This window comes from Roseateles saccharophilus, from assembly GCF_031458095.1.
GTDB lineage: Bacteria > Pseudomonadota > Gammaproteobacteria > Burkholderiales > Burkholderiaceae_C > Pelomonas > Pelomonas saccharophila_A.
The window spans coordinates 173,987-194,690 of the sequence record NZ_JAVDXU010000004.1; the positions used below are offsets into that span (position 1 = coordinate 173,987).

The 20,704-nt window shown below is 68.0% G+C and carries 20 protein-coding genes; 13 read left to right on the forward strand and 7 right to left on the reverse strand.

Annotated features, from left to right (window positions below; genetic code table 11):
• Positions 1 to 280 precede the first annotated feature (280 nt).
• A complete protein-coding gene (locus J2X20_RS23520; RefSeq protein ID WP_310270414.1) occupies positions 281 to 739 on the forward strand; it encodes an EVE domain-containing protein in 459 nt (152 codons plus the stop codon).
• Positions 736 to 1,548: a sulfite exporter TauE/SafE family protein gene (locus J2X20_RS23525; RefSeq protein WP_310270417.1), complete on the forward strand. Its 813-nt coding sequence runs from the start codon at positions 736 to 738 to the stop codon at positions 1,546 to 1,548. Before J2X20_RS23520 ends, J2X20_RS23525 begins: the two co-directional genes overlap by 4 nt.
• On the opposite strand, the gene J2X20_RS23530 is transcribed toward J2X20_RS23525, so the two are convergent.
• Positions 1,545 to 2,558, reverse strand: a complete 1,014-nt coding sequence (locus tag J2X20_RS23530) for a GGDEF domain-containing protein (protein WP_310270420.1) — start codon at positions 2,556 to 2,558, stop codon at positions 1,545 to 1,547. The two genes, J2X20_RS23525 and J2X20_RS23530, sit on opposite strands and share 4 nt — an antisense overlap.
• 216 nt (positions 2,559 to 2,774) lie before the next feature.
• Here J2X20_RS23530 and J2X20_RS23535 point away from each other — a divergent pair, with 216 nt between their 5' ends.
• The 6 genes from J2X20_RS23535 (at position 2,775) to J2X20_RS23560 (ending at position 7,545) form a co-directional block, all read left to right on the forward strand.
• Positions 2,775 to 3,992 (forward strand): BaiN/RdsA family NAD(P)/FAD-dependent oxidoreductase, encoded by a 1,218-nt coding sequence (locus tag J2X20_RS23535; protein WP_310270422.1) that lies wholly within the window; start codon positions 2,775 to 2,777, stop codon positions 3,990 to 3,992.
• A gap of 166 nt (positions 3,993 to 4,158) precedes the next feature.
• A complete protein-coding gene (gene rpsU, locus J2X20_RS23540; protein WP_012346814.1) occupies positions 4,159 to 4,371 on the forward strand; it encodes a 30S ribosomal protein S21 in 213 nt (70 codons plus the stop codon).
• 108 nt (positions 4,372 to 4,479) lie between these two features.
• Positions 4,480 to 4,926: a GatB/YqeY domain-containing protein gene (locus tag J2X20_RS23545; RefSeq protein WP_310270479.1), complete on the forward strand. Its 447-nt coding sequence runs from the start codon at positions 4,480 to 4,482 to the stop codon at positions 4,924 to 4,926.
• Positions 4,927 to 4,935: 9 nt separating this feature from the next.
• Positions 4,936 to 5,280: a protein tyrosine phosphatase family protein gene (locus tag J2X20_RS23550; protein WP_025563960.1), complete on the forward strand. Its 345-nt coding sequence runs from the start codon at positions 4,936 to 4,938 to the stop codon at positions 5,278 to 5,280.
• 97 nt (positions 5,281 to 5,377) lie between these two features.
• A complete protein-coding gene (locus J2X20_RS23555) occupies positions 5,378 to 5,986 on the forward strand; it encodes a TRAP transporter small permease subunit (RefSeq protein WP_310270486.1) in 609 nt (202 codons plus the stop codon).
• A complete protein-coding gene (locus J2X20_RS23560; protein WP_310271501.1) occupies positions 5,986 to 7,545 on the forward strand; it encodes a TRAP transporter large permease in 1,560 nt (519 codons plus the stop codon). Before J2X20_RS23555 ends, J2X20_RS23560 begins: the two co-directional genes overlap by 1 nt.
• A gap of 142 nt (positions 7,546 to 7,687) precedes the next feature.
• On the opposite strand, the gene J2X20_RS23565 is transcribed toward J2X20_RS23560, so the two are convergent.
• The gene (locus tag J2X20_RS23565) at positions 7,688 to 8,770 is read right to left on the reverse strand and encodes a TRAP transporter substrate-binding protein (protein WP_310271503.1); all 1,083 of its coding nucleotides are present in this window, start codon (positions 8,768 to 8,770) and stop codon (positions 7,688 to 7,690) included.
• Positions 8,771 to 9,099: 329 nt separating this feature from the next.
• On the reverse strand, positions 9,100 to 10,467 hold the full coding sequence (gene pmbA / locus J2X20_RS23570) for a metalloprotease PmbA (protein ID WP_310270490.1): 1,368 nt from the start codon (positions 10,465 to 10,467) through the stop codon (positions 9,100 to 9,102).
• Positions 10,468 to 10,525: 58 nt separating this feature from the next.
• On the opposite strand from pmbA, the gene yjgA reads away from it, so the two are divergent.
• Both yjgA and mog read left to right on the forward strand, forming a co-directional pair.
• Positions 10,526 to 11,062 (forward strand): ribosome biogenesis factor YjgA, encoded by a 537-nt coding sequence (yjgA, locus tag J2X20_RS23575; RefSeq protein ID WP_310270493.1) that lies wholly within the window; start codon positions 10,526 to 10,528, stop codon positions 11,060 to 11,062.
• The gene (mog, locus tag J2X20_RS23580; RefSeq protein ID WP_310270497.1) at positions 11,055 to 11,639 is read left to right on the forward strand and encodes a molybdopterin adenylyltransferase; all 585 of its coding nucleotides are present in this window, start codon (positions 11,055 to 11,057) and stop codon (positions 11,637 to 11,639) included. Before yjgA ends, mog begins: the two co-directional genes overlap by 8 nt.
• On the opposite strand, the gene J2X20_RS23585 is transcribed toward mog, so the two are convergent.
• The 3 genes from J2X20_RS23585 to J2X20_RS23595 form a co-directional block, all read right to left on the reverse strand.
• A complete protein-coding gene (locus J2X20_RS23585) occupies positions 11,636 to 14,872 on the reverse strand; it encodes a two-component regulator propeller domain-containing protein (protein WP_310270499.1) in 3,237 nt (1,078 codons plus the stop codon). The two genes, mog and J2X20_RS23585, sit on opposite strands and share 4 nt — an antisense overlap.
• A 134-nt stretch (positions 14,873 to 15,006) precedes the next feature.
• Positions 15,007 to 15,783, reverse strand: coding sequence for a serine O-acetyltransferase (gene cysE, locus J2X20_RS23590; RefSeq protein ID WP_310270502.1), 777 nt, complete (start codon positions 15,781 to 15,783; stop codon positions 15,007 to 15,009).
• Between the two features lie 31 nt (positions 15,784 to 15,814).
• Positions 15,815 to 16,561 carry an RNA methyltransferase gene (locus J2X20_RS23595; RefSeq protein ID WP_310270505.1) on the reverse strand — a complete coding sequence of 249 codons (747 nt, stop codon included), beginning with the start codon at positions 16,559 to 16,561 and terminating at the stop codon, positions 15,815 to 15,817.
• A gap of 109 nt (positions 16,562 to 16,670) precedes the next feature.
• Between J2X20_RS23595 and J2X20_RS23600 the strand changes: the two genes are divergently transcribed.
• Both J2X20_RS23600 and J2X20_RS23605 read left to right on the forward strand, forming a co-directional pair.
• Positions 16,671 to 17,603 (forward strand): inositol monophosphatase family protein, encoded by a 933-nt coding sequence (locus J2X20_RS23600; RefSeq protein ID WP_409034192.1) that lies wholly within the window; start codon positions 16,671 to 16,673, stop codon positions 17,601 to 17,603.
• Positions 17,604 to 17,831: 228 nt separating this feature from the next.
• On the forward strand, positions 17,832 to 18,146 hold the full coding sequence (locus J2X20_RS23605; protein WP_310270507.1) for an energy transducer TonB: 315 nt from the start codon (positions 17,832 to 17,834) through the stop codon (positions 18,144 to 18,146).
• A 65-nt stretch (positions 18,147 to 18,211) separates the two neighbouring features.
• Here J2X20_RS23605 and J2X20_RS23610 read toward each other — a convergent pair whose 3' ends face one another.
• The gene (locus tag J2X20_RS23610; protein WP_409034193.1) at positions 18,212 to 19,534 is read right to left on the reverse strand and encodes a hypothetical protein; all 1,323 of its coding nucleotides are present in this window, start codon (positions 19,532 to 19,534) and stop codon (positions 18,212 to 18,214) included.
• A 163-nt stretch (positions 19,535 to 19,697) separates the two neighbouring features.
• On the opposite strand from J2X20_RS23610, the gene J2X20_RS23615 reads away from it, so the two are divergent.
• Positions 19,698 to 20,618, forward strand: coding sequence for a LysR family transcriptional regulator (locus J2X20_RS23615; RefSeq protein ID WP_310270510.1), 921 nt, complete (start codon positions 19,698 to 19,700; stop codon positions 20,616 to 20,618).
• The last annotated feature ends 86 nt before the right edge of the window (positions 20,619 to 20,704 follow it).

A 20,704-nucleotide genomic window follows, 5' to 3' on the forward strand; every position in this document is an offset into this window, starting at 1 on the left:
GCATCCTAGCCAAGCCCTGAAGGCATTCCGTCTTTACCTCCCTCCCGCAATGCGGGGGATGCCACAGGTTTTAGAATCACTCCGTCCATCGCTTTCCTCTGGGGCTTTATTTCCTTCATCCGATGCTCTATGAGCAAGGGCTTGGAAAATGCCGGACGGGCGTGATCGTCTCGCGTCAGATGAACCCGAAGTCCGGTTGACCTCGCCCACCTGATTACCCCTGGGTGTTCAGGATCTCGGCCCCCAGGATTGCGGTGGACACCTCATTTAGCATCGGCCCATGAACTACTGGCTGATGAAGTCCGAGCCCGACGAGGCCTCCATCCTCGACCTGCAGCGCTCCGGCACCCTGCCCTGGACGGGCGTGCGCAACTACCAGGCGCGCAACTTCATGCGCGACGATATGCGGTTAGGCGACGGCGTGCTGTTCTATCACTCGTCCTGCCCGGAACCCGGCATCGCGGGCCTTGCCGAGGTCTGCAGCGCGGCCTATCCGGATGCGACGCAGTTCGATCCCGAGAGCCATTACTACGACCCCAAGTCCAAGCCCGAGGCGCCACGCTGGGTGCATGTGGATGTGCGCTGGCGCGAGACGACGCGGCTGTTGAGCCTCAAAGAGATGCGCGAGGCGCCGGAGCTCGCGTCGATGCGCGTGCTGGAGCGTGGCAGCCGGCTGTCCATCACGCCGGTCACGCCGGCCGAGTGGCAAGCGGTGCTGAAGCGTCTGCACGCGAAATGACGGCCGGCCTCGTCATCGAGCTGCTGGCCCTTGGGCTTGCAGCCGGCTTTCTTGCGGGCCTGCTCGGCATCGGCGGCGGCATGCTGATGGTGCCCATCCTCACCTTCATCCTCGGCCAGCGCGGCGTCGAGCCCGGCCTGGCCGTCAAGATGGCGATCGCGACGTCGATGGCCACCATCATGTTCACCTCGCTGTCCAGCGTGCGCGCCCATCACCAGCGCGGCGCGGTGCGTTGGGATCTCGTCAAGGGCCTGGCGCCCGGCATCCTGATCGGCGGCCTGCTGGCCGGCGCCGGCCTGTTCGCTCTGCTGAAGGGCGCCTGGCTGGCCCTGGTCTTCGGCGGCTTTGTCAGCTTCTCGGGCTGGCAGATGCTGCGCAACAAGCGCCCGGCGCCCAGCCGGCAAATGCCAGGCACGGCCGGCCAGCTTGGCGCGGGCGCCGGGATCGGCATGTTGTCCGGCCTGGTGGGCGCGGGTGGCGGCTTTGTCAGTGTGCCCTTCATGGTCTGGTGCAATGTGCCGGTGCATTTCGCCGTCGCCACCAGCGCCGCGCTGGGCTTTCCCATCGCGGTGGCGAACACGGCGGGCTATGTCATCGGCGGCTGGGGGCTGGAGCCGGCGCTGCCCGGCAGCTTCGGCTACCTCTATCTGCCGGCCCTGGCCCTGATTGCCGCGGCCAGCGTGACCATGGCACCGCTGGGCGCCCGGGCGGCCCATGCGATGAATGTGGCCCAGCTGAAGAAGGCTTTCGCGGCGCTGCTCTTCGCGCTCGCTGCCTACATGCTCTGGAAGGGAATCTCCGGCCTTTAGCCGAAGGCGATGGACGCCAGCACGACCTGGTTGCCGCCGCGGCGCTGGGCTTCGTGCACGGCAGCCTCGCTGGCGGCCATCAGCTCATCCTGGCGCGAGGCCGTGTGCGGGAAGCTGGACACGCCCATGGAGATGGACAGGCCCAGGTCCTGGCCGTTCAGCACGACGATCTGGGCCGCGCATTGCCGGCGCAGCTGCTCCATGCGGGCATGGGCCGTCGCCAGGCCGACGCCGGACAGCAGCACCGCAAAACGCTGCGGCCCGATGCGGCAGGCCGAGTCCATGGCGCGCGTGTTGGCGCGCAGCATGCGGCCTATGCCTTCGAGCAGGCGCTGCTGGGCGTCGTCGCCCAGGCTGGCAACGGCCGACGAGGCATCCAGGGCGATGATGACGAGGGCGAATTCGCGATGCTCGCGCGAGGACAGGTCGATCTCGCGCAGCAGTTGGTCGTCGAACTGGGCGCGCATGTACAGGCCCGAGACCTCGTCGCGGCCGGAGCCCTGCTGCAACTCGCGGCGGATCTGTTCGATGGAAGACTGCTGCTGCTCGATCTGGGCCAGGGCCCGCTGTAGATGAGCCTCGCGATGGCGCTCCTCGGTGCGCTCATGCCAGACCGACAGCAGGAAGTCCGCACTCAGGGCCAGCCGGGTCACGCTGAACTCGCGGCGGCGGTTGTTGATTTCGAGCTTGTGCTCGCTGACCACCGGATGGCGCTGGGCCATGACCGTCTGCTCGACGCGGCGCAGGGCCGTCGTTTCGTCGGGCTTGAGCAGTTCGGCGTCGGTGTGGCCGACGACGGCCTCGCGCTCGAACATCTGCGCCAGGCCCGCGCTCGCGAACACATAGCGGCCGGTGGACATGGCCTTGATCGCCGCCTGGCTGCCCAAGGGCTCGATCAGCGACACCAGGCCGACCAGGGTCTCGCTGCCCAGCTCGGCATGACTCGCCAGCCAATGCGCCAAGCTGCCGGCGGGCGGCTGCATCGCGGTCTGGTCGGCGGTCATGTCCATGAAATCGTTTTGATGCGATCGTGCATCCGCGGCGGGAAAACCACGGATGCCAAGGGTGTTCGGGGGACTGTAGTGGGGCAAAAGCAGCGCCAGCAAGGCCACGCCACCCCATGAATCGGGCCTCCCCCCTAGAAGGTCCGTCTGCTAACTGAGCTGAATCCTAACGAGTTTCAATGCACTCACCCACGACAATGCCGCCCGATTCAAGGGAGGTCTATGCGGGGATTCGATGCGGTGGTGGTGGGCGCGGGGGCGGCAGGCCTGTTCTGCGCGGGCTTGGGCGGCCAACGCGGGCTCAAGGTGCTGCTGATCGACCACTCGCCCAAGCTGGGCGAAAAAATTCGTATCTCGGGCGGGGGGCGGTGCAATTTCACGAATCGTGAGGCTGGCCCGGCCAATTTCCTGTCCGAGAACCCGGCCTTCTGCCGCTCGGCCCTGGCCCGCTATACGCCGCAGGACTTCATCAAGCTGGTGCAAAGCCACGGCATCGCCTTCCATGAAAAGCACAAGGGCCAGTTGTTTTGCGACGACTCCAGTGAGCAGATCATCCAGATGCTGGTCAAGGAATGCGAGGCCGGCGGTGTGACGCGCTGGCAGCCTTGCACGGTGGCCGACGTGCGGCCGCTGCCGGATGGCGGCTTCGAACTGGACACCAGCCAGGGCCCCGTCAGCTCGCCCCGTGTCGTCGTTGCAACGGGCGGGCTGCCCGTGCCCAAGATCGGCGCCAGTGACTGGGGGCTGCGCCTGGCCAAGCGTTTCGAGCACGCCATCGTCGACCCCCGCCCGGCCCTGGTGCCGTTGACCTTCGACCCGGACGCCTGGGCGCCCTTCGCCGCCCTGGCGGGCCTGTCTCTGCCCGTGGAGGTCAGCGTCGGCAGCGGCAAGACGCGCACGCGCTTCCTGGAGGACCTGCTGTTCACCCACCGCGGCTTGAGCGGCCCGGCCATCCTGCAGATTTCCAGCTACCGCGCCGAGGACCAGGCCCTGCAGCTCGATCTGGCGCCGGATCTGCAACTGGACAAGGAACTCGTCGAGGCCAAGGCGGTGTCACGTCGCCAGCTGGGCAACGAGTTCGCCGCCCGCCTGCCCCAGCGCCTGGCCGCCGCCTGGCTGGAGCGCGCCGGGCTGGACGCCACCAGAGCCATGCCCGAATGCCGCGACGCCGACCTGCAGCGCCTGGGCCGCAGCGTGCACGAGTGGCAGCTGATGCCCAGTGGCGACGAGGGCTGGCGCAAGGCCGAGGTCATGCGCGGCGGCGTCTCCACCCGCGATCTCAGCTCCCAGACGCTGGAGAGCAAGCGCGTGCCGGGCCTGTATTTCATCGGTGAAGTGGTCGATGTGACGGGCTGGCTGGGGGGCTACAACTTCCAGTGGGCCTGGGCCAGCGCAGCGGCCTGCGCTCGCGCCATGGCGGACTCTTCTGCAGCCGTCTGAGCAAATCTTGGCAAGTCCTTGATTTCCCGGCTACAATCCTCGGCTTTGCTGGCAAACCCGCGCGTCGATTCGCTGCATGTCATTGGACTCACACAAGTGACGCAGTAATCCGGAACCTGCTGCTGAAACTTAGCTGCGAACACCGAGCGCAATCTGAAGGAAATACATGACCACCATCCGCGTCAAGGAAAACGAGCCGTTCGACGTCGCCCTGCGTCGCTTCAAGCGCACCATCGAAAAGCTGGGCCTGCTGACCGAACTCCGCGCCCGCGAGTTCTACGAGAAGCCCACCGCCGAGCGCAAGCGCAAGAAGGCTGCCGCCGTCAAGCGCCACTACAAGCGCGTGCGCAGCATGCAGCTGCCCAAGAAGCTGTACTGATCGTCTCTGACGCGACCCGGAGCCTGTGCTTGAAGCCGCTCCGGTGAACTCCAAAACCCGCTACAGGACGCTGTTGCGGGTTTTTGTCTTTTTGAACCGGATGTCCCCATGAGCCTGAAAGACCGCATCACCGAAGACATGAAGGCCGCGATGCGCGCCAAGGAAAGCGATCGTCTGCTGACCATCCGTGGCCTGCTGGCTGCCGTCAAGCAGAAGGAAGTGGACGAGCGCATCGTCGTCGACGACGCCGCCCTCGTGGCCATCGTCGACAAGCTGATCAAGCAGCGCAAGGACTCCATCAGCCAGTTCGCCGCCGCCGGCCGCGACGACCTCGTCGCCAAGGAAACCGCCGAGCTGGCCGTGCTGCAGGTCTATCTGCCCGAGCGCCTGTCGGCCGAGGCCGTGGCCGAGAAGGTCAAGGCCATCGTCGCCGAACTGGGCGCCAGCGGCCCCGGCGACATGGGCAAGGTCATGGCCGCCGCCAAGGCCGCCCTCGGCAATTCGGCCGAGATGAGCACGGTCTCCGCAGCGGTCAAGGCCGCGCTGGCCAAATAAGGAGCCCCCATGAGCCTGCCCATGCAAGCCATCGCGCCCGACATCTGTGCCGCGCCCCAGCTGACGCCCGAAGCCATGGCCGAGGCCGCGGCCATGGGCTTCAAGAGCGTCGTCAACAACCGCCCCGACTTCGAACATGGTCCCGACCAGCCGACTTCGGCCGCCATCCAGGCGGCCGCCGAGGCGGCTGGCCTGGAATACCGCCATCTGCCGGTGGCCGGTGGCTACCAGTCGCCCGAGGAGATCGCGGCCTTCGCCGATCTGCTGGCCGAGCTGCCGCGGCCGCTGCTGCTGTTCTGCCGTTCGGGCGCGCGCTCGACGCGGCTGTTCCTTCAGGCCCAGCAACTGGGCTAAAGCGTCGGGGCTTACCCTGAACGACGGCTGAACGAAGCCGTCGCCCCTCAGGCGGTCGCTACATTGGCGACCGTTTTTGCTTTTCTCCTGCCAGCCCATGAACGCCCTGCTCTCCCTGGCGCGGCGCATCGACAGCCTCAACGACCGCTTCGGCAAGCTTGCCGCCTGGGCCGTGCTGCTGTCCTGCTTCATCAGCGCCGCCAATGCCATCGTCCGTTACGGGCTGGACTACAGCTCCAATTCCTTCCTCGAGATCCAGTGGTATCTGTTCGCCGCCTGCGTGATGCTGGGCGCGGCCCAGGTGCTGCGCCTGAACGAGCATGTGCGCGTGGACCTGGTCTACAGCCGCCTCACAGGCCATGGCAAGGTCTATGTCGACCTGTTCGGCCTGGTGGTCTTCCTGATGCCGGTCATCTGCTATCTGGCCTGGCTGTCCTGGGGCTTCTTCATGGTCAAGCTCAGCACCGGCATGGCGCCAGGGGACTCCGTCGCCAGCCTCGGGCTGGTGAGCTACGCCACCAAGCTGTTGACCTCGGGTGAGCTGTCCAGCAATTCGGGCGGTCTGATCCGCTGGCCGGCCGCGCTGACGCTGCCGCTGGGCTTTGCCCTGGTCGCGCTGCAGGGCTTGGCCGAGATCATCAAGCGCGCGGCCTGGCTGGCGCACAAGTTCGAGATGGACACGCATTACGAGAGGCCGCTGCAATGATCTCGATGGAGCATTTCCCGCCGCTGATGTTCGCGGGGCTGATCCTCGTCATGTTGATCGGCTTCCCCGTCGCCTTCTCGCTGGCGGCCCTCGGTCTGGCCTGCGGCTTCTTCGCCGTGAGCCAGGGCTGGTTCCCGCCGGAGTTCATGAGCGCCCTGCCGCAGAACGTCTTCGGCATCCTGTCCAACGACCTGCTGCTGGCCATCCCCTTCTTCACGCTGATGGGCTCGCTGCTGGAGAAATGCGGCCTCGCTGAAGACATGCTCGACTCCATGGGCCAGCTCTTCGGCCCGGTGCGCGGCGGCCTGGGCTACTCGGTCATCATCGTCGGCTTCATCCTCGGCGCCATCACGGGCACCGTGGCCGGCCAGGTCATCGCCATGGCCATGATCTCGCTGCCGGTCATGATGCGCTACGGCTACAACATGCGCTACGCGACCGGCGTGCTGGCCGCATCGGGCACCATCACGCAGCTGGTGCCGCCCTCGCTGGTGCTGGTCGTCCTGGCGGACCAGCTCGGCCGCTCGGTCGGCGACATGTACAAGGGCGCCTGGGGGCCATCCATCCTGCAGGTGCTGATCTTCGCCCTCTACACCTTCGTGCTGAGCCGCGTGAAGCCCCACCACGTGCCTGGGGTCCCGAAGGAAGCGCGCACGCTGCAGGGCTGGGCGCTATGGGCCAAATGCCTGCGCGGCATCGTCCCCTCGGCCGTGCTGATCTTTGCCGTGCTGGGCTCCATGGGCGGCCTGCCCGGCATCAACACCGCCATCTGCACGCCGACCGAAGCCGGTGCCATGGGTGCCGTGGGCGCCTTCGTGCTGGCCGCCATGCACCGCCGCCTGAGCTGGCCGCTGATCAAGGAGACCATGCTGAACACCATGCGCATCACCGCCATGGTGGTCTTCATCCTGATCGGCTCGCGCACCTTCTCGCTGGTCTTCCAGGGTGTCGAGGGCGGGCGCTGGATCGAGCACATGCTGAGCGACCTGCCGGGCGGCCAGATCGGCTTCCTCATCGTCGTCAATCTATTCATCTTCTTCCTGGCCTTCTTCCTCGACTTCTTCGAGATCGCCTTCATCATCCTGCCGCTGCTGGGCCCGGTGGCCGACAAGATGGGCATCGATCTGGTCTGGTTCGGCGTCATGCTGTGCGTGAACATGCAGACCAGCTTCATGCACCCGCCCTTCGGCTTCGCCCTGTTCTACCTGCGTGGCATCTCCGACACGCTGTTCAAGAACGGCTCCATTCCGAAGAAGGTCGAGTCCAACGACATCTACCTGGGCTCCATCCCCTGGGTGCTGATGCAGCTCATCCTGGTCGCCATCGTCATCTTCTTCCCGCAGACGGTGACGGCCTTCCTCGACAAGGAAAAGGCGGTGGACCTGAACCAGGCCTCGGAGCTGCTGCAGCAGATGGGCGGCCACGACAAGCCGGCCGACATGAGCTCGGACGACGCGAGCAAGCTGTTCGCGCCCGAGCTGCCGGCATCAAGCGCCAGCGCGCCCACGGACGACGGCGACGCGGTGCGCCGCGCGCTGGAGGAAGCGGCCAAGAAGTAAGCGCCGCGAGCGCCCATGAAAAAAGCCCCGCGACGCGGGGCTTTGTTGCGCTGCGCGAGCCAGGCTTACATGCCTGCCCGCCTGCATGCGGCCAGTCCTCTGACAGGCGTCGCGAGGTCCGCAGGGACCTCGCTCGGCCCGGTCAGAGTTTCTGCGCCTGCATGAAGTCGTCGAAGCCGGCTTCCGAGAAACGGAACCACAGGTTCTGGTCGCGGCGGAAGTTGGCGTAGTCCTCGTAGACCTTCTTCCAGTTGGCGTTCTTGGCCGACAGCTCGCCGTAGATGGCCATGGACTCCTTGAAGGCGGCATCCATGACATCCTTGGGGAAGCGGAACAGCTTGGTGCCCGAGCCCACCAGCTGCTTCAGCGCGCCAGGGTTCTTGGCGTCGTACTTGGCCTGCATGTCGATATGGGCCATGGCCGAGGCGGCCTCGACGACGGCCTTGTACTCGGCCGACAGCGCGTCATAGGCCTTGGTATTGATGAAGAAGTCCAGCTGCGGGCCGCCCTCCCACCAGCCGGGGTAGTAGTAGTTGGGCGCGACCTTGTTGAAGCCCAGCTTCTGGTCGTCATAGGGGCCGACCCACTCAGCAGCGTCAATGGTGCCCTTCTCCAGCGCCGAGTAGATCTCGCCGCCGGCGATCTGCTGCGGCACGGCGCCCATGCGCTCCATGACCCGGCCCGCAAAGCCGCCGATGCGGATCTTCAGGCCCTTCATGTCGGCGATGCTCTTGATCTCCTTGCGGTACCAGCCACCCATCTGGGCGCCGGTGTTGCCACCGAGGAAGTTGATGATGTTGTAGTTGCGATAGAACTCGCGCATCAGCTTCAGGCCGTTGCCTTCCACCATCCAGGCCGTCATCTGGCGGCTGTTCAGGCCGAAGGGGATGGCGCAGCCCAGGGCGAAAGTCTCGTCCTTGCCGAAGAAGTAGTACGGTGCCGTGTGTGCGATCTCGACGGTGGCGCTCTGCACCGCGTCGACCACCTGCAGGGCCGGCACGATCTCGCCACCGGCATGCACGGAGATCTGGAACTTGCCGCCGGTCATCTCGGAGACCTTCTTCGCGAACACGTCGGCCGCGCCGAAGATGGTGTCCAGCGACTTCGGGAAGCTCGATGCGAGGCGCCAGCGCACCTGAGCCTGGGCATGCACGACGGCGGGGGCAGCACCTGCGGCCAGCACACCAGCCAGGCCGGCATGGCGCACAAAGGAACGACGTTCCATGGTCATTGAAGTCTCCTGATTTCGGGTTTGCGAAGAGAAAATTGCCGGGCGATTCTAGGAAGACCACACCACCCTCCGGCCCGGATTTACCCCGGCGCTCGTGAGTTAGCGTTCGGGCCGAGCGCCGGGCCGCTCCCAAGCCGGCCCGTCAGGCGATGTGCTTGCGGCTCGATGCCGCAAGCATCGCCGTCCCCTCGGGGGCTGAGGCCGGACACATGGCGCCCAGTGGGCGGCATGTGCCTGCCGAAGGGCTGCGGCTCCTGCCGCAGCGCGGTCTGCAAGACCGACCAGCGTGGCCGCGTTCAGCAGGCCAGGCTGGGCGAGGGGCCTCAATTGCCCGCCAGCTTCATGCCGGTGACCAGCACCGAACCAATGGTCTTGGTGCCCATGGTGTATTCGTCGGCGCCGATGCCGACGATGTTGAGCAGCATGTCCTTGAGGTTGCCGGCAATGGTCACCTCATGCACCGGATAGGCGATTTCGCCGTTTTCGACCCAGTAGCCGCTGGCGCCGCGCGAATAGTCGCCGGTCACGTAGTTGACGCCCTGCCCCATCAGCTCGGTGACGAGCAGGCCGCGCCCCAGGCGGCGGATCATGGTCGGCAGGTCGTCGCCGGGCGCGGTGGCACGGCTGGTCATGCGCAGGTTGTGCGAGCCGCCGGCATGGCCGGTCGTCTTCATGCCCAGCTTGCGTGCCGAATAGCTGGACAGGAAATAACCTTGCAGCACGCCGTTCTCGACGACGGAGCGGGCGCGCGTGATGACGCCTTCGTCATCAAACGGCGAGCTGCCCTTGCCCTTCTTCACATGCGGATCCTCGGCGATGTCGACATGCGCCGCCGTGACTGGCTTGCCCAGGCTGTCCAGCAGGAAGGTGGTGCGGCGGTAGAGGGCGCCGCCGCTGGTGGCCTGCACCAGGGCGCCCAGCAGGCCGATGGCCACCGTGCTTTCGAACAGCACCGGCACCTCGGCCGTCGCGACCTTGCGCGCCTTCAGCCGCGACAGCGCGCGCTCTGAGGCATAGCGGCCGACGGCCTCGGCCGAAGCCAGGTCGGCGGCGTCGCGCATGGAGCTGTACCAGGCGTCGCGCTGCATGTCGTTGCCGCGGCCGGCAATCGGCGCCACCGACAGCGAATGCCGCGAGCTGGCATAGCCGCCGCGAAAGCCGCGCGTATTGCCCATCCAGAAGTGGGACTGCTGGGCCGACACGGCCGCGCCTTCGCTGTTGGTGATGCGCTTGTCCACACCCAGGGCCGCGGCCTCGCAGCGCAGCGCGATTTCTGATGCTGCGGCGGCATCGATGGCCCAGGGGTGGAAGAGGTCCAGCTCGGGCCGCGCCGAGGCGTCCAGCGCCAGGTCGACTTCGTCCGGCAGGCCGGCGAATTCGTCCTCGGCCGTGAAGCGGGCGATGTCATAAGCCGCGCGCACCGTGTCGCGGATGGCCTGGGGCGAGAAGTCGGAGGTGCTGGCATTGCCGCGGCGCTGGCCGAGGTAGACCGAGATGCCCAGCGACTTGTCGCGGTTGCGCTCGACGTTCTCCAGCTTGCCCAGTCGGGCCGACACCGACAGGCCGCAGCCTTCCGACACCTCGGCGCCGGCATCGCTGGCGCCCAGCTTCTTCGCCTCGGCGAGGGCGTCTTCGATCCACTGCTGGAATTGTTCGGGGCTGTAGGCGAAACCGGCTTGGGCTTGGGACATGAAAGGCGCTGAATTCGAGTGGGCGACAATCATAGGACTCGCCTGAACATGGCCCCCAATGCAAGAAAACACCCCTGATTTCGAAGACGACGACGACTTCGACCGTCCCAGCAAGTCCCAGCTCAAGCGCGACATGACCGCGCTGCAGAAGCTCGGCGAAGAACTGCTCGCCCTGCCCGAGAGCCGCTGGGAGCCGCTGGCCCTGCCCGAGATCCTCTACGACGCGCTGCGCCACGCCAAGAAGATCACCAACTTCGAGGGCAAGCGCCGCCAGATGCAATACATCGGCAAGCTGATGCGCAAGATCGACGCCGAGCCCATCCGCGAGGCGGTGGCCGCCTTCAAGCTCGGCCACGCGCAGGACAGCCTGAAGCTGCACCAGTCCGAACGCTGGCGCGAGCGCCTGCTGGCCAGCGACGAGGCGCTGCAGGAATTCCTGGCCGAGCATGCCGAGGTCGACATCCAGCAGCTGCGCAGCCTGGTGCGCGCGGCCCGCAAGGATGCTGCCAACGAACCCGAAAAACGCAGCGGTCGCGCTTTCCGCGAGCTGTTCCAGTTCATCAAGGCCTCGGAGGCCGCGGCCGAAGATGAGTGACTCCGTTCCTGAAACCATCCGGATAGGCATCGTCTCCATCAGCGACCGCGCCTCGACCGGCGTCTACGAGGACAAGGGCCTGCCCGCGCTGAAGGATTGGCTCACCAGCGCCCTGCACAACGCGATCGAGTTCGTGCCCCGCCTGATCCCGGACGAGCAGGCCGGCATCTCGCAGGCGCTGATCGATCTCGTCGACACCGAGCACTGCGACCTGGTGCTGACCACCGGCGGCACCGGCCCCGCACCGCGCGACGTGACGCCCGAGGCGACGCTGGCCGTGGCCGACCGCGTCATGCCGGGCTTTGGCGAGCAGATGCGCCAGATCTCGTTGCATTTCGTGCCCACGGCCATCCTGTCGCGCCAGGTCGCCGTCATCCGCAGCAAGGCGCTGATCATCAATTTGCCGGGCCAGCCCAAGGCGATTGCCGAGACCCTGGCCGGCCATGAGAAGGCCAGCGGCATCTTCGCCGCCGTGCCCTATTGCATCGACCTGATCGGCGGCCCCTACCTCGAGACCCGCGACGAGGTCTGCAAGGCCTTCAGGCCCAAGAGCGCGCAGCGGCCAGCGCGGGCCTAGCCCTCGACCGTGCCCGGCTCGGCCAGGGCCGCGGCCACATCGTCCAGGTTGCGGTTGCTGCTGAGGCCGAAGCCGCCCACGACGCGCTGGCCCAGCGCCGCCCGGCCCGTCGCCGTGTGCACGCCCACCCAGGCATTGCGGCCCGAGCGCTTGGCCGCGTACAGGCCCAGGTCGGCCAGGTTGACGACCTGCTGCCAGCTGCGCCCCTGGGGCTTCTCCAGCTCAAAGGGCACGCAGGCAAAGCCGATGGAGCAGCTCACGTCCAGCTCGGCGCCGTCTTCCAGGCGGAAGGGCTTGTCGGCGATGGCTGCGCGCATGCGCTCGGCCATCTCCGCCGCCTGGGCGCGGTCGGTGTCGCGCGCCACGGCCAGGAACTCCTCGCCGCCCCAGCGCACGAGATAGTCGGACTCGCGCATCACGGCCCGCAACCGCGCGCCGAACTGCACCAGGACGGCGTCGCCCGAGGCATGGCCGAAGCGGTCGTTGATGCGCTTGAAGGCGTCGATGTCCAGCAGAAGGAAGACGGTGTCGGTGTCCAGAGGCTGGCCGCCCGCGGCCCTGACCTCCTGGGCGCGACGCAGGCTGGCCGCCAGGTCCTGCTCGATGTGCTCGCTGAGGAAGCGGCGGTTGTGCAGGCCGGTCAGCGGGTCGGTGACGCTGCTGCGCTGCAGTTGCTCGGACTTCTCCTTCAGCTCCTCGTGCAGATGCCGCAGCGCGGCCGTGCGCTCGCGCACCTTGTGCTCGAGCTCGAGCTGGCGGTGGCGCAGCAGCCGCGTGCGCGCCGCCACCGTCGCCAGCACCAACAGGCCCAGCAGCAAACCGAGCGCGACGCGGAACCACCAGGTCTCGTACCAGTTCGGCCTCACGGTCACCGGCAGGGACAGCTCGCGCTCGCTCCATTGCCCGTCGCGGTTGGAGGCCCGCAGGCGCAGCCGGTAGTCGCCCGGCGGCAGATTGGTGTAGGCCGCCAGGCGGCGCGCCGCATCGGCCGCCATCCATTCGGCGTCATAGCCTTCGAGCTTGTAGGCGTAGCGGTTGCGCTCGGGCGCCGAGAAATCGGTAGAGGCGAACTCCACCGTGAGGCTGTTGCCGTCGGCCGGCACGTCGAGCAAGGCGCCGGCTCCCGGCGCCAGGCCCACCGAGCGACCGCCGATCTGCACATCGGCCACCAGCACCTCGGGCTTGTAGTTCCAGGACTGCAGCTTCTCGGGCAGCACCACGGTCATGCCGCCCGCGCCGCCGAACAGCAGCTCGCCGCGCTCGGTGCGCGCCGCTGCGCCGGTCCAATAAGTCGGGAAGATGACGCCCTCGGCGCGGCGCAGGGCCTTCACCGTCAGGCGGCCGGGGTCGATGCGGGCCAGGCCGTCGTCCGTGCTGGCCCAGACGCGGCCATCGCCATCCTGCAGCAGCGCATTGACGGTGCCGTCGGGCAGACCCTGGGCCACGCCCAGGCGCAGCAGGGCATCGCCGCGGCCCGGCGCCGGCAGCACGTCGATGCCGCCGCCATAGCTGCCCACCCAGAGCCGGCCCTCGCCGTCCAGCATCAGCGCCGTGACAAAGCCGGCCGACAGGCCGTGCGCCAGCGTCGGACCGGCGGGGTATTGCTCGACGCTGCCGCTGATGGGGTCGACGCGGTTGAGGCCGTTGCGGGTGCCGACCCAGAGCTCGCCGGCCGCGCCGCGGGCCAGCACCATGATGCGCTGGTCGGTCAGGCCCGGCGCCGCCGGAGCGACGGGCGCGGCGCGGCCGCTGGCCAGGTCCAGCCGCCACAGGCCGTCGAACTGGCCGCCTATCCACAGCGTGCCGCCATCGGCCAGCAGGGCCCAGGTGGACGCGGCCGGGTCGCGGCCCGCCAGCGTCACGCGGCGCAGGCGGCGGCCGTCGGCGTCGCAGCGGTACAGGCCGCGCTTGGTGGCGATGAAGACACCGCCGTCCGCCACGCGCACCATGCCGAGCACGATGTCCGGCGGCAGCGCCGTCTCCGGGCGGCTCGCATCGGGCCGCAGCGCGCCGGCTCGCGTGCCGGTGGCGTCGAGGATGTCGACGCCGCTCTTGTGCGTGGCCAGCCAGAGCCGGCCCTCGGGCATGGGCAGGATCCAGCTGATCTCGGCGCTGATGAAGCGCGCGTCCAGCGCGTCCTCGTTCTCGGGGCTGATGCCCAGTCGCGTCAGCACGCCGCCCTGGCGCGGGTCATAGCGGCTCAGGCCGCGGTTGGACGCGGCCCAGACCAGGCCGGAGCGGTCGCGATACAGGGTGCGCAGCGCGTTGTCCGCCAGGCTGACCGGCCAGGCCGACACATGGCGGATGCGCCGGCTGTCGCCATGCTCGACATCGATGGACACCACGCCCTGGCCCAGGGTCGCGACCCACATCTCGCCGGGCTGCACCTCGAGCAGGCTGGTGATCTGGCTGTTGCCCAGCACATCCGGCTTGCCGATGACGCCCGCCTCGCGCACATCGACGGCCGGCGCGTCGCCCTCATCGCCGAGCACGAAGACCCCCTCGTGCAGGCTGCCGGCCCAGATGCGCCCGGCGCTGTCCTGGGCCAGGGCCTGGGGCTGCACGACGCGGCCCGGCGCCAACGGCACGGCCTGCAGCGGTTCACCGGCGGCCGGACGGCGGAACAGGCCGGCCACACCGCCAACCCACAGCCGGCCGCGGCGGTCGCGCAGCACGGCCCAGACCCGGGTGCCGACGCCTTCGGCCCAGGCGCCGGCGGCGCTGGCGTGCTCGATGCGTCCGCTGTCGGGGTCCAGATGATCCAGGCCGCCGTCGGTGACGACCCAGAGGCCGCCGGCGCCGTCATCAGCGATCTGGCGCACGCTGACATGGCTCAGGCCCGCACCACCGCCGACCGGAATGGCGACGAAGCGGTCCGTCGCCGGGTCATGCCTGAGCAGGCCGGCCGCGCTGGTGCCCACCCAGAGCCGCCCCTTGGCATCGCCATGCAGGGATTGCACATAGTTGTCCGGCAGGGCACCGGGACGCTGGGCATCGCCCTTGTAGACCTTGAAGCGGTAGCCGTCCCAGCGCGCCAGCCCTCCGAGGGTGCCGACCCACAGAAAGCCCTGGCCATCCTCGGCCACGGCCGTGGCGATGGCATTGGGCAGGCCCTGCTCCTGGGTCAGGTGCTGGAAGCTGATGTCGGCCAGGCTGGACCAGCGCTTGTGGGCCGGCGCCGCCTGGGCTGCGAGCAGCGCGAAGGCCATCGCCAGGCCCAGCGCCGTGCGCAAGCCATGGGAGAGCCGTCGTCTTAACTCGCGCAGAAACAAGGCAGCCGTCACAGGAGCGGACCCAAGGCCCGGAACTCGGGATTCTCATCCACGCGCGAGGGCCCCGGCGACAAATGCCGGAGCCTTGCAGCGGCCTACTTGACGAGGCGATTCATCTCGGCCGCGTCGAAGGCCTCGTCGCGCTGGGCATCGTCGGGCACGCAGTCGCCCAGCGGCCGGCCGGCCTGGGTCGACAGCTTGCACACCGCATTCCACAGCAGGGCGATCTGGTGCTCGTGGCCCGAGGCGCTGTCGATGAGGCCTCGCATGGCAATCGCGACCGGATCGTCGCCCTGGGTCACGCCATAGGCCGAGAAGCCCATCTTGGCGGCGGCTTCCTCGCGGGCCTGCTCGCTGGCCGCTTCAATGATGCGGGCCGGGTTGCCCACGGCCGTCGCACCGGCAGGCACGGGCTTGGTGACGACGGCGCCCGAGCCTATGCGTGCCCCCGCGCCTACCGTGAAGCCGCCCAGCACACAGGCATTGGCCCCGACGATGACGCCCGGGCCCAGGGTCGGATGGCGCTTGGCGCCCTTGATCAGCGAGGTGCCGCCCAGGGTCACGCCCTGGTAGATGGTGCAGCCTTCGCCGATCTCGGCCATCTCGCCGATGACGATGCCCATGCCATGGTCGATGAAGACCTTGCGGCCGATGCGCGCGCCGGGATGGATCTCGATGCCGGTGAGGAAGCGGCTCCAGTGCGAAGTCCAGCGGCCCAGCCATTTCCAGCCGCGTGTCCAGAACCAGTGGGCGCGGCGGTGCATCCACAGCGCATGCAGGCCCGGGTAACAGGTCAGCACCTCCCACGTCGACCGGGCGGCCGGGTCGCGTTCGAGGATCAGGGCGATGTCTTCGCGCAGGCGCTGAAACATGGTGCTGCCGGGTGGAGAAAGGCGGGCCAGTCTAGGCGGGACCGCTTGGGCCTGCCTGGACTGAGGTCTTCTGCATCTGGCGGGCGATGCCGCGCAGGATGTGGACTTCCTCGTTTGTCAGGCCGGCCCGGTTGAAGAGCTGGTTCAGGCGCGGCATCAGCTTCCTGGGCGCGGCAGGGTCGAGGTAGCCGATGTCGGTCAGGGCCGCCTGCAGATGCTCGAGCAGGCCCTGCACGGCGCGCGCGTCGGCCAGCTCCGGCTCGGGCGTGCGCGGCTGCACGCCGAAGCCGCCAACGGCCTGGCGCAGGTCATAGGCCAGCAGCTGCACGGCCTGGGCGAGATTCAGCGAACCGTAGTCGGGATGCGTCGGGATGCTGAGCACGGCATGGCAGCGGTAGACATCTTCATTGCTCATGCCGTAGCGCTCGGAGCCGAACACCAGGGCCAGGCGCGGCGCGGCCTCGCGGGCGGAGAGTTCGGCGAACAGGGAGCGCGGCTCGCGCGTCGGCGGGCCGAAGTCGCGCGGCGTCATCGCGGTGGCGCAGGCGAAGTCCACGTCGTCCAGGGCCTCGGCCAGGGTGGACACGACACGGGCCCGGGCCAGGATATCGGCCGCGCCGCTGGCCATGGCCACGGCCTCTTCGTGGCAGAGCACGTCGGCAAAGCGCGGCGCCACCAGCACCAGATCCTTGAAACCCATCACCTTCATCGCCCGCGCCGTCGCACCGACGTTGCCGGCATGGCTGGTGTTGATCAGAACGAAACGTGTGGATTCCACGGGTTACTACCAAGCGGGCGGCTAGAATCGCGCGATTATCCGGGCCGGCTTGCTGCCGACCCGTTGCTCTTTCCTCCCGTCAGCCCCTTCTTCCCAGCGAGTGCCACGCATGCTGCAAACGTCCCATCACCCGATGCTCAATGTCGCCATCAAAGCGGCTCGTGCGGCCGGCGCCCTCATCAACCGCGCCTCGCTGGACCTCGAAGCTCTGCGCATCAACACCAAGAGCCCGAACGACTTCGTGACCGAGGTCGACCACGCCGCAGAAGGGGTGATCATCGAGACGCTGCTGGGCGCCTACCCGGACCACGGCATCCTCGCCGAAGAGTCGGGCCGCACCCACGGCAACAAGCATTCCGACTACGTCTGGATCATCGATCCGCTGGACGGCACCACCAACTTCATCCACGGCCTGCCGGTCTACTGCGTGTCCATCGCGCTGGCGTTCCGCGGCAAGATCGAGCAGGCCGTCGTCTATGACCCGACCCGCAACGACCTCTTCTACGCCAGCAAGGGCCGCGGCGCCTTCCTCAATGACAAACGTCTGCGTGTGTCCAAGCGCACCCGCATGAGCGACGCGCTGATCGGCACCGGCTTCCCCTTCCGCCGCGGCGACAACTTCAAGCGCTATGTGAAGATGTTCGAGGAAGTCATGCAGCACTGCGCCGGCCTGCGCCGCCCGGGTGCGGCAGCCCTGGACCTCTGCTATGTGGCGGCCGGCTACTACGACGCCTTCTTCGAGACCGGCCTGCAGCCCTGGGACCTGGCGGCGGGCTCCCTCATCGTCACCGAGGCCGGCGGCTTGGTCGGCAACTTCACCGGCGAGGCCGACTTCCTGCACCAGCGCGAGGTCGTCGCCGGCAACCCCAAGATCTACGCCCAGCTCGTCACCATGCTGGCACCCTACACCCGCGTCATCAAGGAAGAAGACGCCGCCGCGCCCGCCGCACCGGTCGCCGAGGTGGTGCCGGCAGCCCCCGCGCCCAAGAAGCGCGCCGCGGTGCGTATCAAGAAGGACGACAGCGGCAACGCATCGGCCTGAGCCCCAGGCCCGATCCTCGGAACAAGCCCTCTCGCGAGGGCTTTTTCATTGGTTCGCCGTGAAGGAGTTGGCGCTGGAAGCCACCAAGGGCTAACCCGACCTGTCGTGTGTGACTTCTGCACGGCCTCACCCCTTACCCAAGGGAGGGCGGCTGGACAGAATGCGTGCTGCACCGCGGCCACAAGCCGCTTCAAACACACCACTCAACCCCACCGAAAGACGCTCCCGATGTTTGCCCGTTCCGCTGTCGCCCTCGCCCTCGTCGCCGCTGCTTCCCTGGCTCATGCCGATGCCAAGGTCCTGAAGAAGGTGGCGCCCGAGTACCCCGGCGAGGCGATCAAGAAGAACATCACCGCCGGCAGCGTGCGCGCCAAGATGACCATCGCCGGCGACGGCAAGGTGTCGGGCGTTGAAGTCGTCGAAGCCGAACCCAAGCGCGTCTTCGACCGCGCCGCCACCGAAGCTCTGAGCCAGTGGAAGTTCGAAGGCACCGGCGCTCCGCAGACGCATGAAGTCAAGCTGGTGTTCAAATCCGAAGATTGATTAGACGCTTCGATAGCTCGACGCTTCGCTGAATCAACAAGGCCCGCAATGCGGGCCTTGCTCTTTTATGGCTTCGCTCGCGGTGGTACTCGCGTGTCCAACGGCTTGGGCACATAGCCCGGCTCGAACTTGCACGTAAATCCCAGCACCGTCCTCGCCTTTTCGCAGCCGGCCGCAATGCCTTCAGGCGTCGGCTTCTTGCCCTGTGTCGCCCAGGCCGACAGCGCCTCCAGCAGCGCCGCATAGCTCGGGTCGCTGAGATAGCTGTGGTCGCGATCCCCCGTGTACGTCTGCACCAGGGCCGCGTCGCGCCCGGCCGCCGCCATGGTGCGGCCAAAGCTGTCCTGCAGCTCGACCATGGCCGTCGGGTCGTGGATGGCATGCACGGTCAGCACGGGCACCGGAATGCTGCCGCCCAGGTCAGCGTCCGCCGACAGCGTCGCCACCGCCTTGGCGTCGGCCGTGTAGCGCTGCACTCCGGCGTTCAGCGCCGCGTCGTCGGTCGAGCCCGTGTAGCTCACGCCCGCATTGCCGAAGGGGCTCGCGCCACCGGTGCGCTTTTGCACCACGTCCTGGAAATGCCAGGTGGCCCAGTTCAGATGCGAGGTAATGCTGCGCTCCGGAATGCGAATCACCTCGACGAGGGTCTTGGTCCTGGCAGCCTGCTCCGGCGTGCGTTGCGCCTGGGGCTTATCCAGCCCCAGGCAGTCGTCCACCCGGCGTGCCAGCTCGTGCTGGGTCAGCTTCGCGTCGGCAGGCAGGCCGACGTTGAGCGGGTACTGCGTCTCGCTGGGCAAGGGGTGGTTGTGGCAGAGGTATTGATAGACGACGCGCAGGTCGAGGCGGAAGTCGTAGCTGCGCGTGCCGCCGCCCAGCACGCCGGCCGTCAGCAGCACGGCGTCATAGGGCTTGCCGTCGGCGAACAGCTCCGCGCCCTTGGCCGCGACGCTCGCCCCCCAGGACTGGCCATGCAGCCAGACATGCTTCGGTCTCGCCACCTTGGCCATGAAGATCTGGCGCAGCCTCTCGGTGTCCTCCGCCGCGGCAGTCACGGCGACGCCGCCCTGGCGATAGCTGGACGCCGCCCAGGCGTAGCCGAGGCGGGGCATGATGGACCAGCGCTCCAGGTCCTCGACGACGCGCTTGGCCGTCGGCGCGCCGAGGAAGGGCCCGCCATGCGAATGCAGGACGAGATCGCCATTCCAGGCCTTGGGCATGGCGATCAGATAGAAGGCGCCGGCGCTGTCCCGCCCGGCCAGGCAGGTCGTGCCTTCGCCGACGTTGGGCGGGCAGGCCGTCGGCACAGGCGGGGTCTCGGCCGCGGCGTCGAGGGCCGCGGCCGGGGACAAGCCTGCCGCCAGCGCCATCCCTGCTCCGAACCACTTCATCGTCATCATCCTCATCCTGCGTCTTTCCGCTCAGGAGCCGTGGCGCACGCCGAACCCCACGCCGCTTGCTGTGGGGCATCGGGGGCCCACCTTACTGAGCGACCTCCATAGCGTCAAATACAGTGAACACTTCAATTCAAGACATAGAACATATGGAGACACCATGGAGCTGAGGCATCTGCGCTATTTCGTGACCGTCGCGGAGACGGGCCACATGACGCGCGCTGCGGGCCTGCTGGGCATGCAGCAGCCGCCGCTGAGCCAGCAGATCAAGGCGCTGGAGCAGGAGCTGGGCCTGGTGCTGCTGCACCGCCATCCCAAGGGCGTGAGCCTCACCGACGGCGGCCGCCAGTTCCTCGGGGAAGCCAAGCGGCTGCTGCGCGATTTCGGCGACATGCGCGACCGCATGGAACGCCTGGCCGGTGGCCAGTACGGCCTGTTGACGGTGGGCTTCACCAGCTCCGCCGCGGCCCATGCCTTCACGCCCGCCGTGTTGCGCGCCTGCCGCAGCGAGCAGCCCGGCATCGCGCTGACGATGACCGAGGACAACGCCGCCGGCCTCATCGATGCCATCGCCAAGAGCCGCCTGCACTGCGGCTTCCTGCGCGTGCCCGTGGCCCAACCCGAGGGCATCAGCTTCGAGACCCTGCTGACCGAACCGGCCCTGCTGGCCCTGCCGCTGGACCACCGCCTGGCGGCCGTTCCACGCGCGTCGACCACGCCCGTGCCCCTGGCCGAACTGGAGAACGAGGACCTCATCCTCGTGCGCAAGCCCGGCGCGCCCGGCCTCTACGCCAACCTGCTGGCCCTGTGCGAGCGCCATGGCGTGCGGCCGCGCAGCTTCATTGAGGTCGACCGCATGATGATGAACATGAACCTCGTCGCGGCCGGCGCCGGCATCTCCGTCGTGCCCGCCTCAATGCGCGGCATGCATGCCCATTCCATCGTCTGCCGGCCGCTGGAGAAGCATGCCCAGCTCGAGGCACCGCTGACGCTGGCCTTCCGCGGCCAGGACCAGCAAGGCCCGACCGCCACCTTCATTGCGCTGGCGCGGCGCATCGCCCAGGAATGCCGTGCTGCGTAGACGCGAGCTGCTGGCGTTCGCCGCGGCAGGGCTTGGTCGCGAAACCGCTGCGGAGGAGCGCTGGCCAACCCGCCCTGTCCATCTGG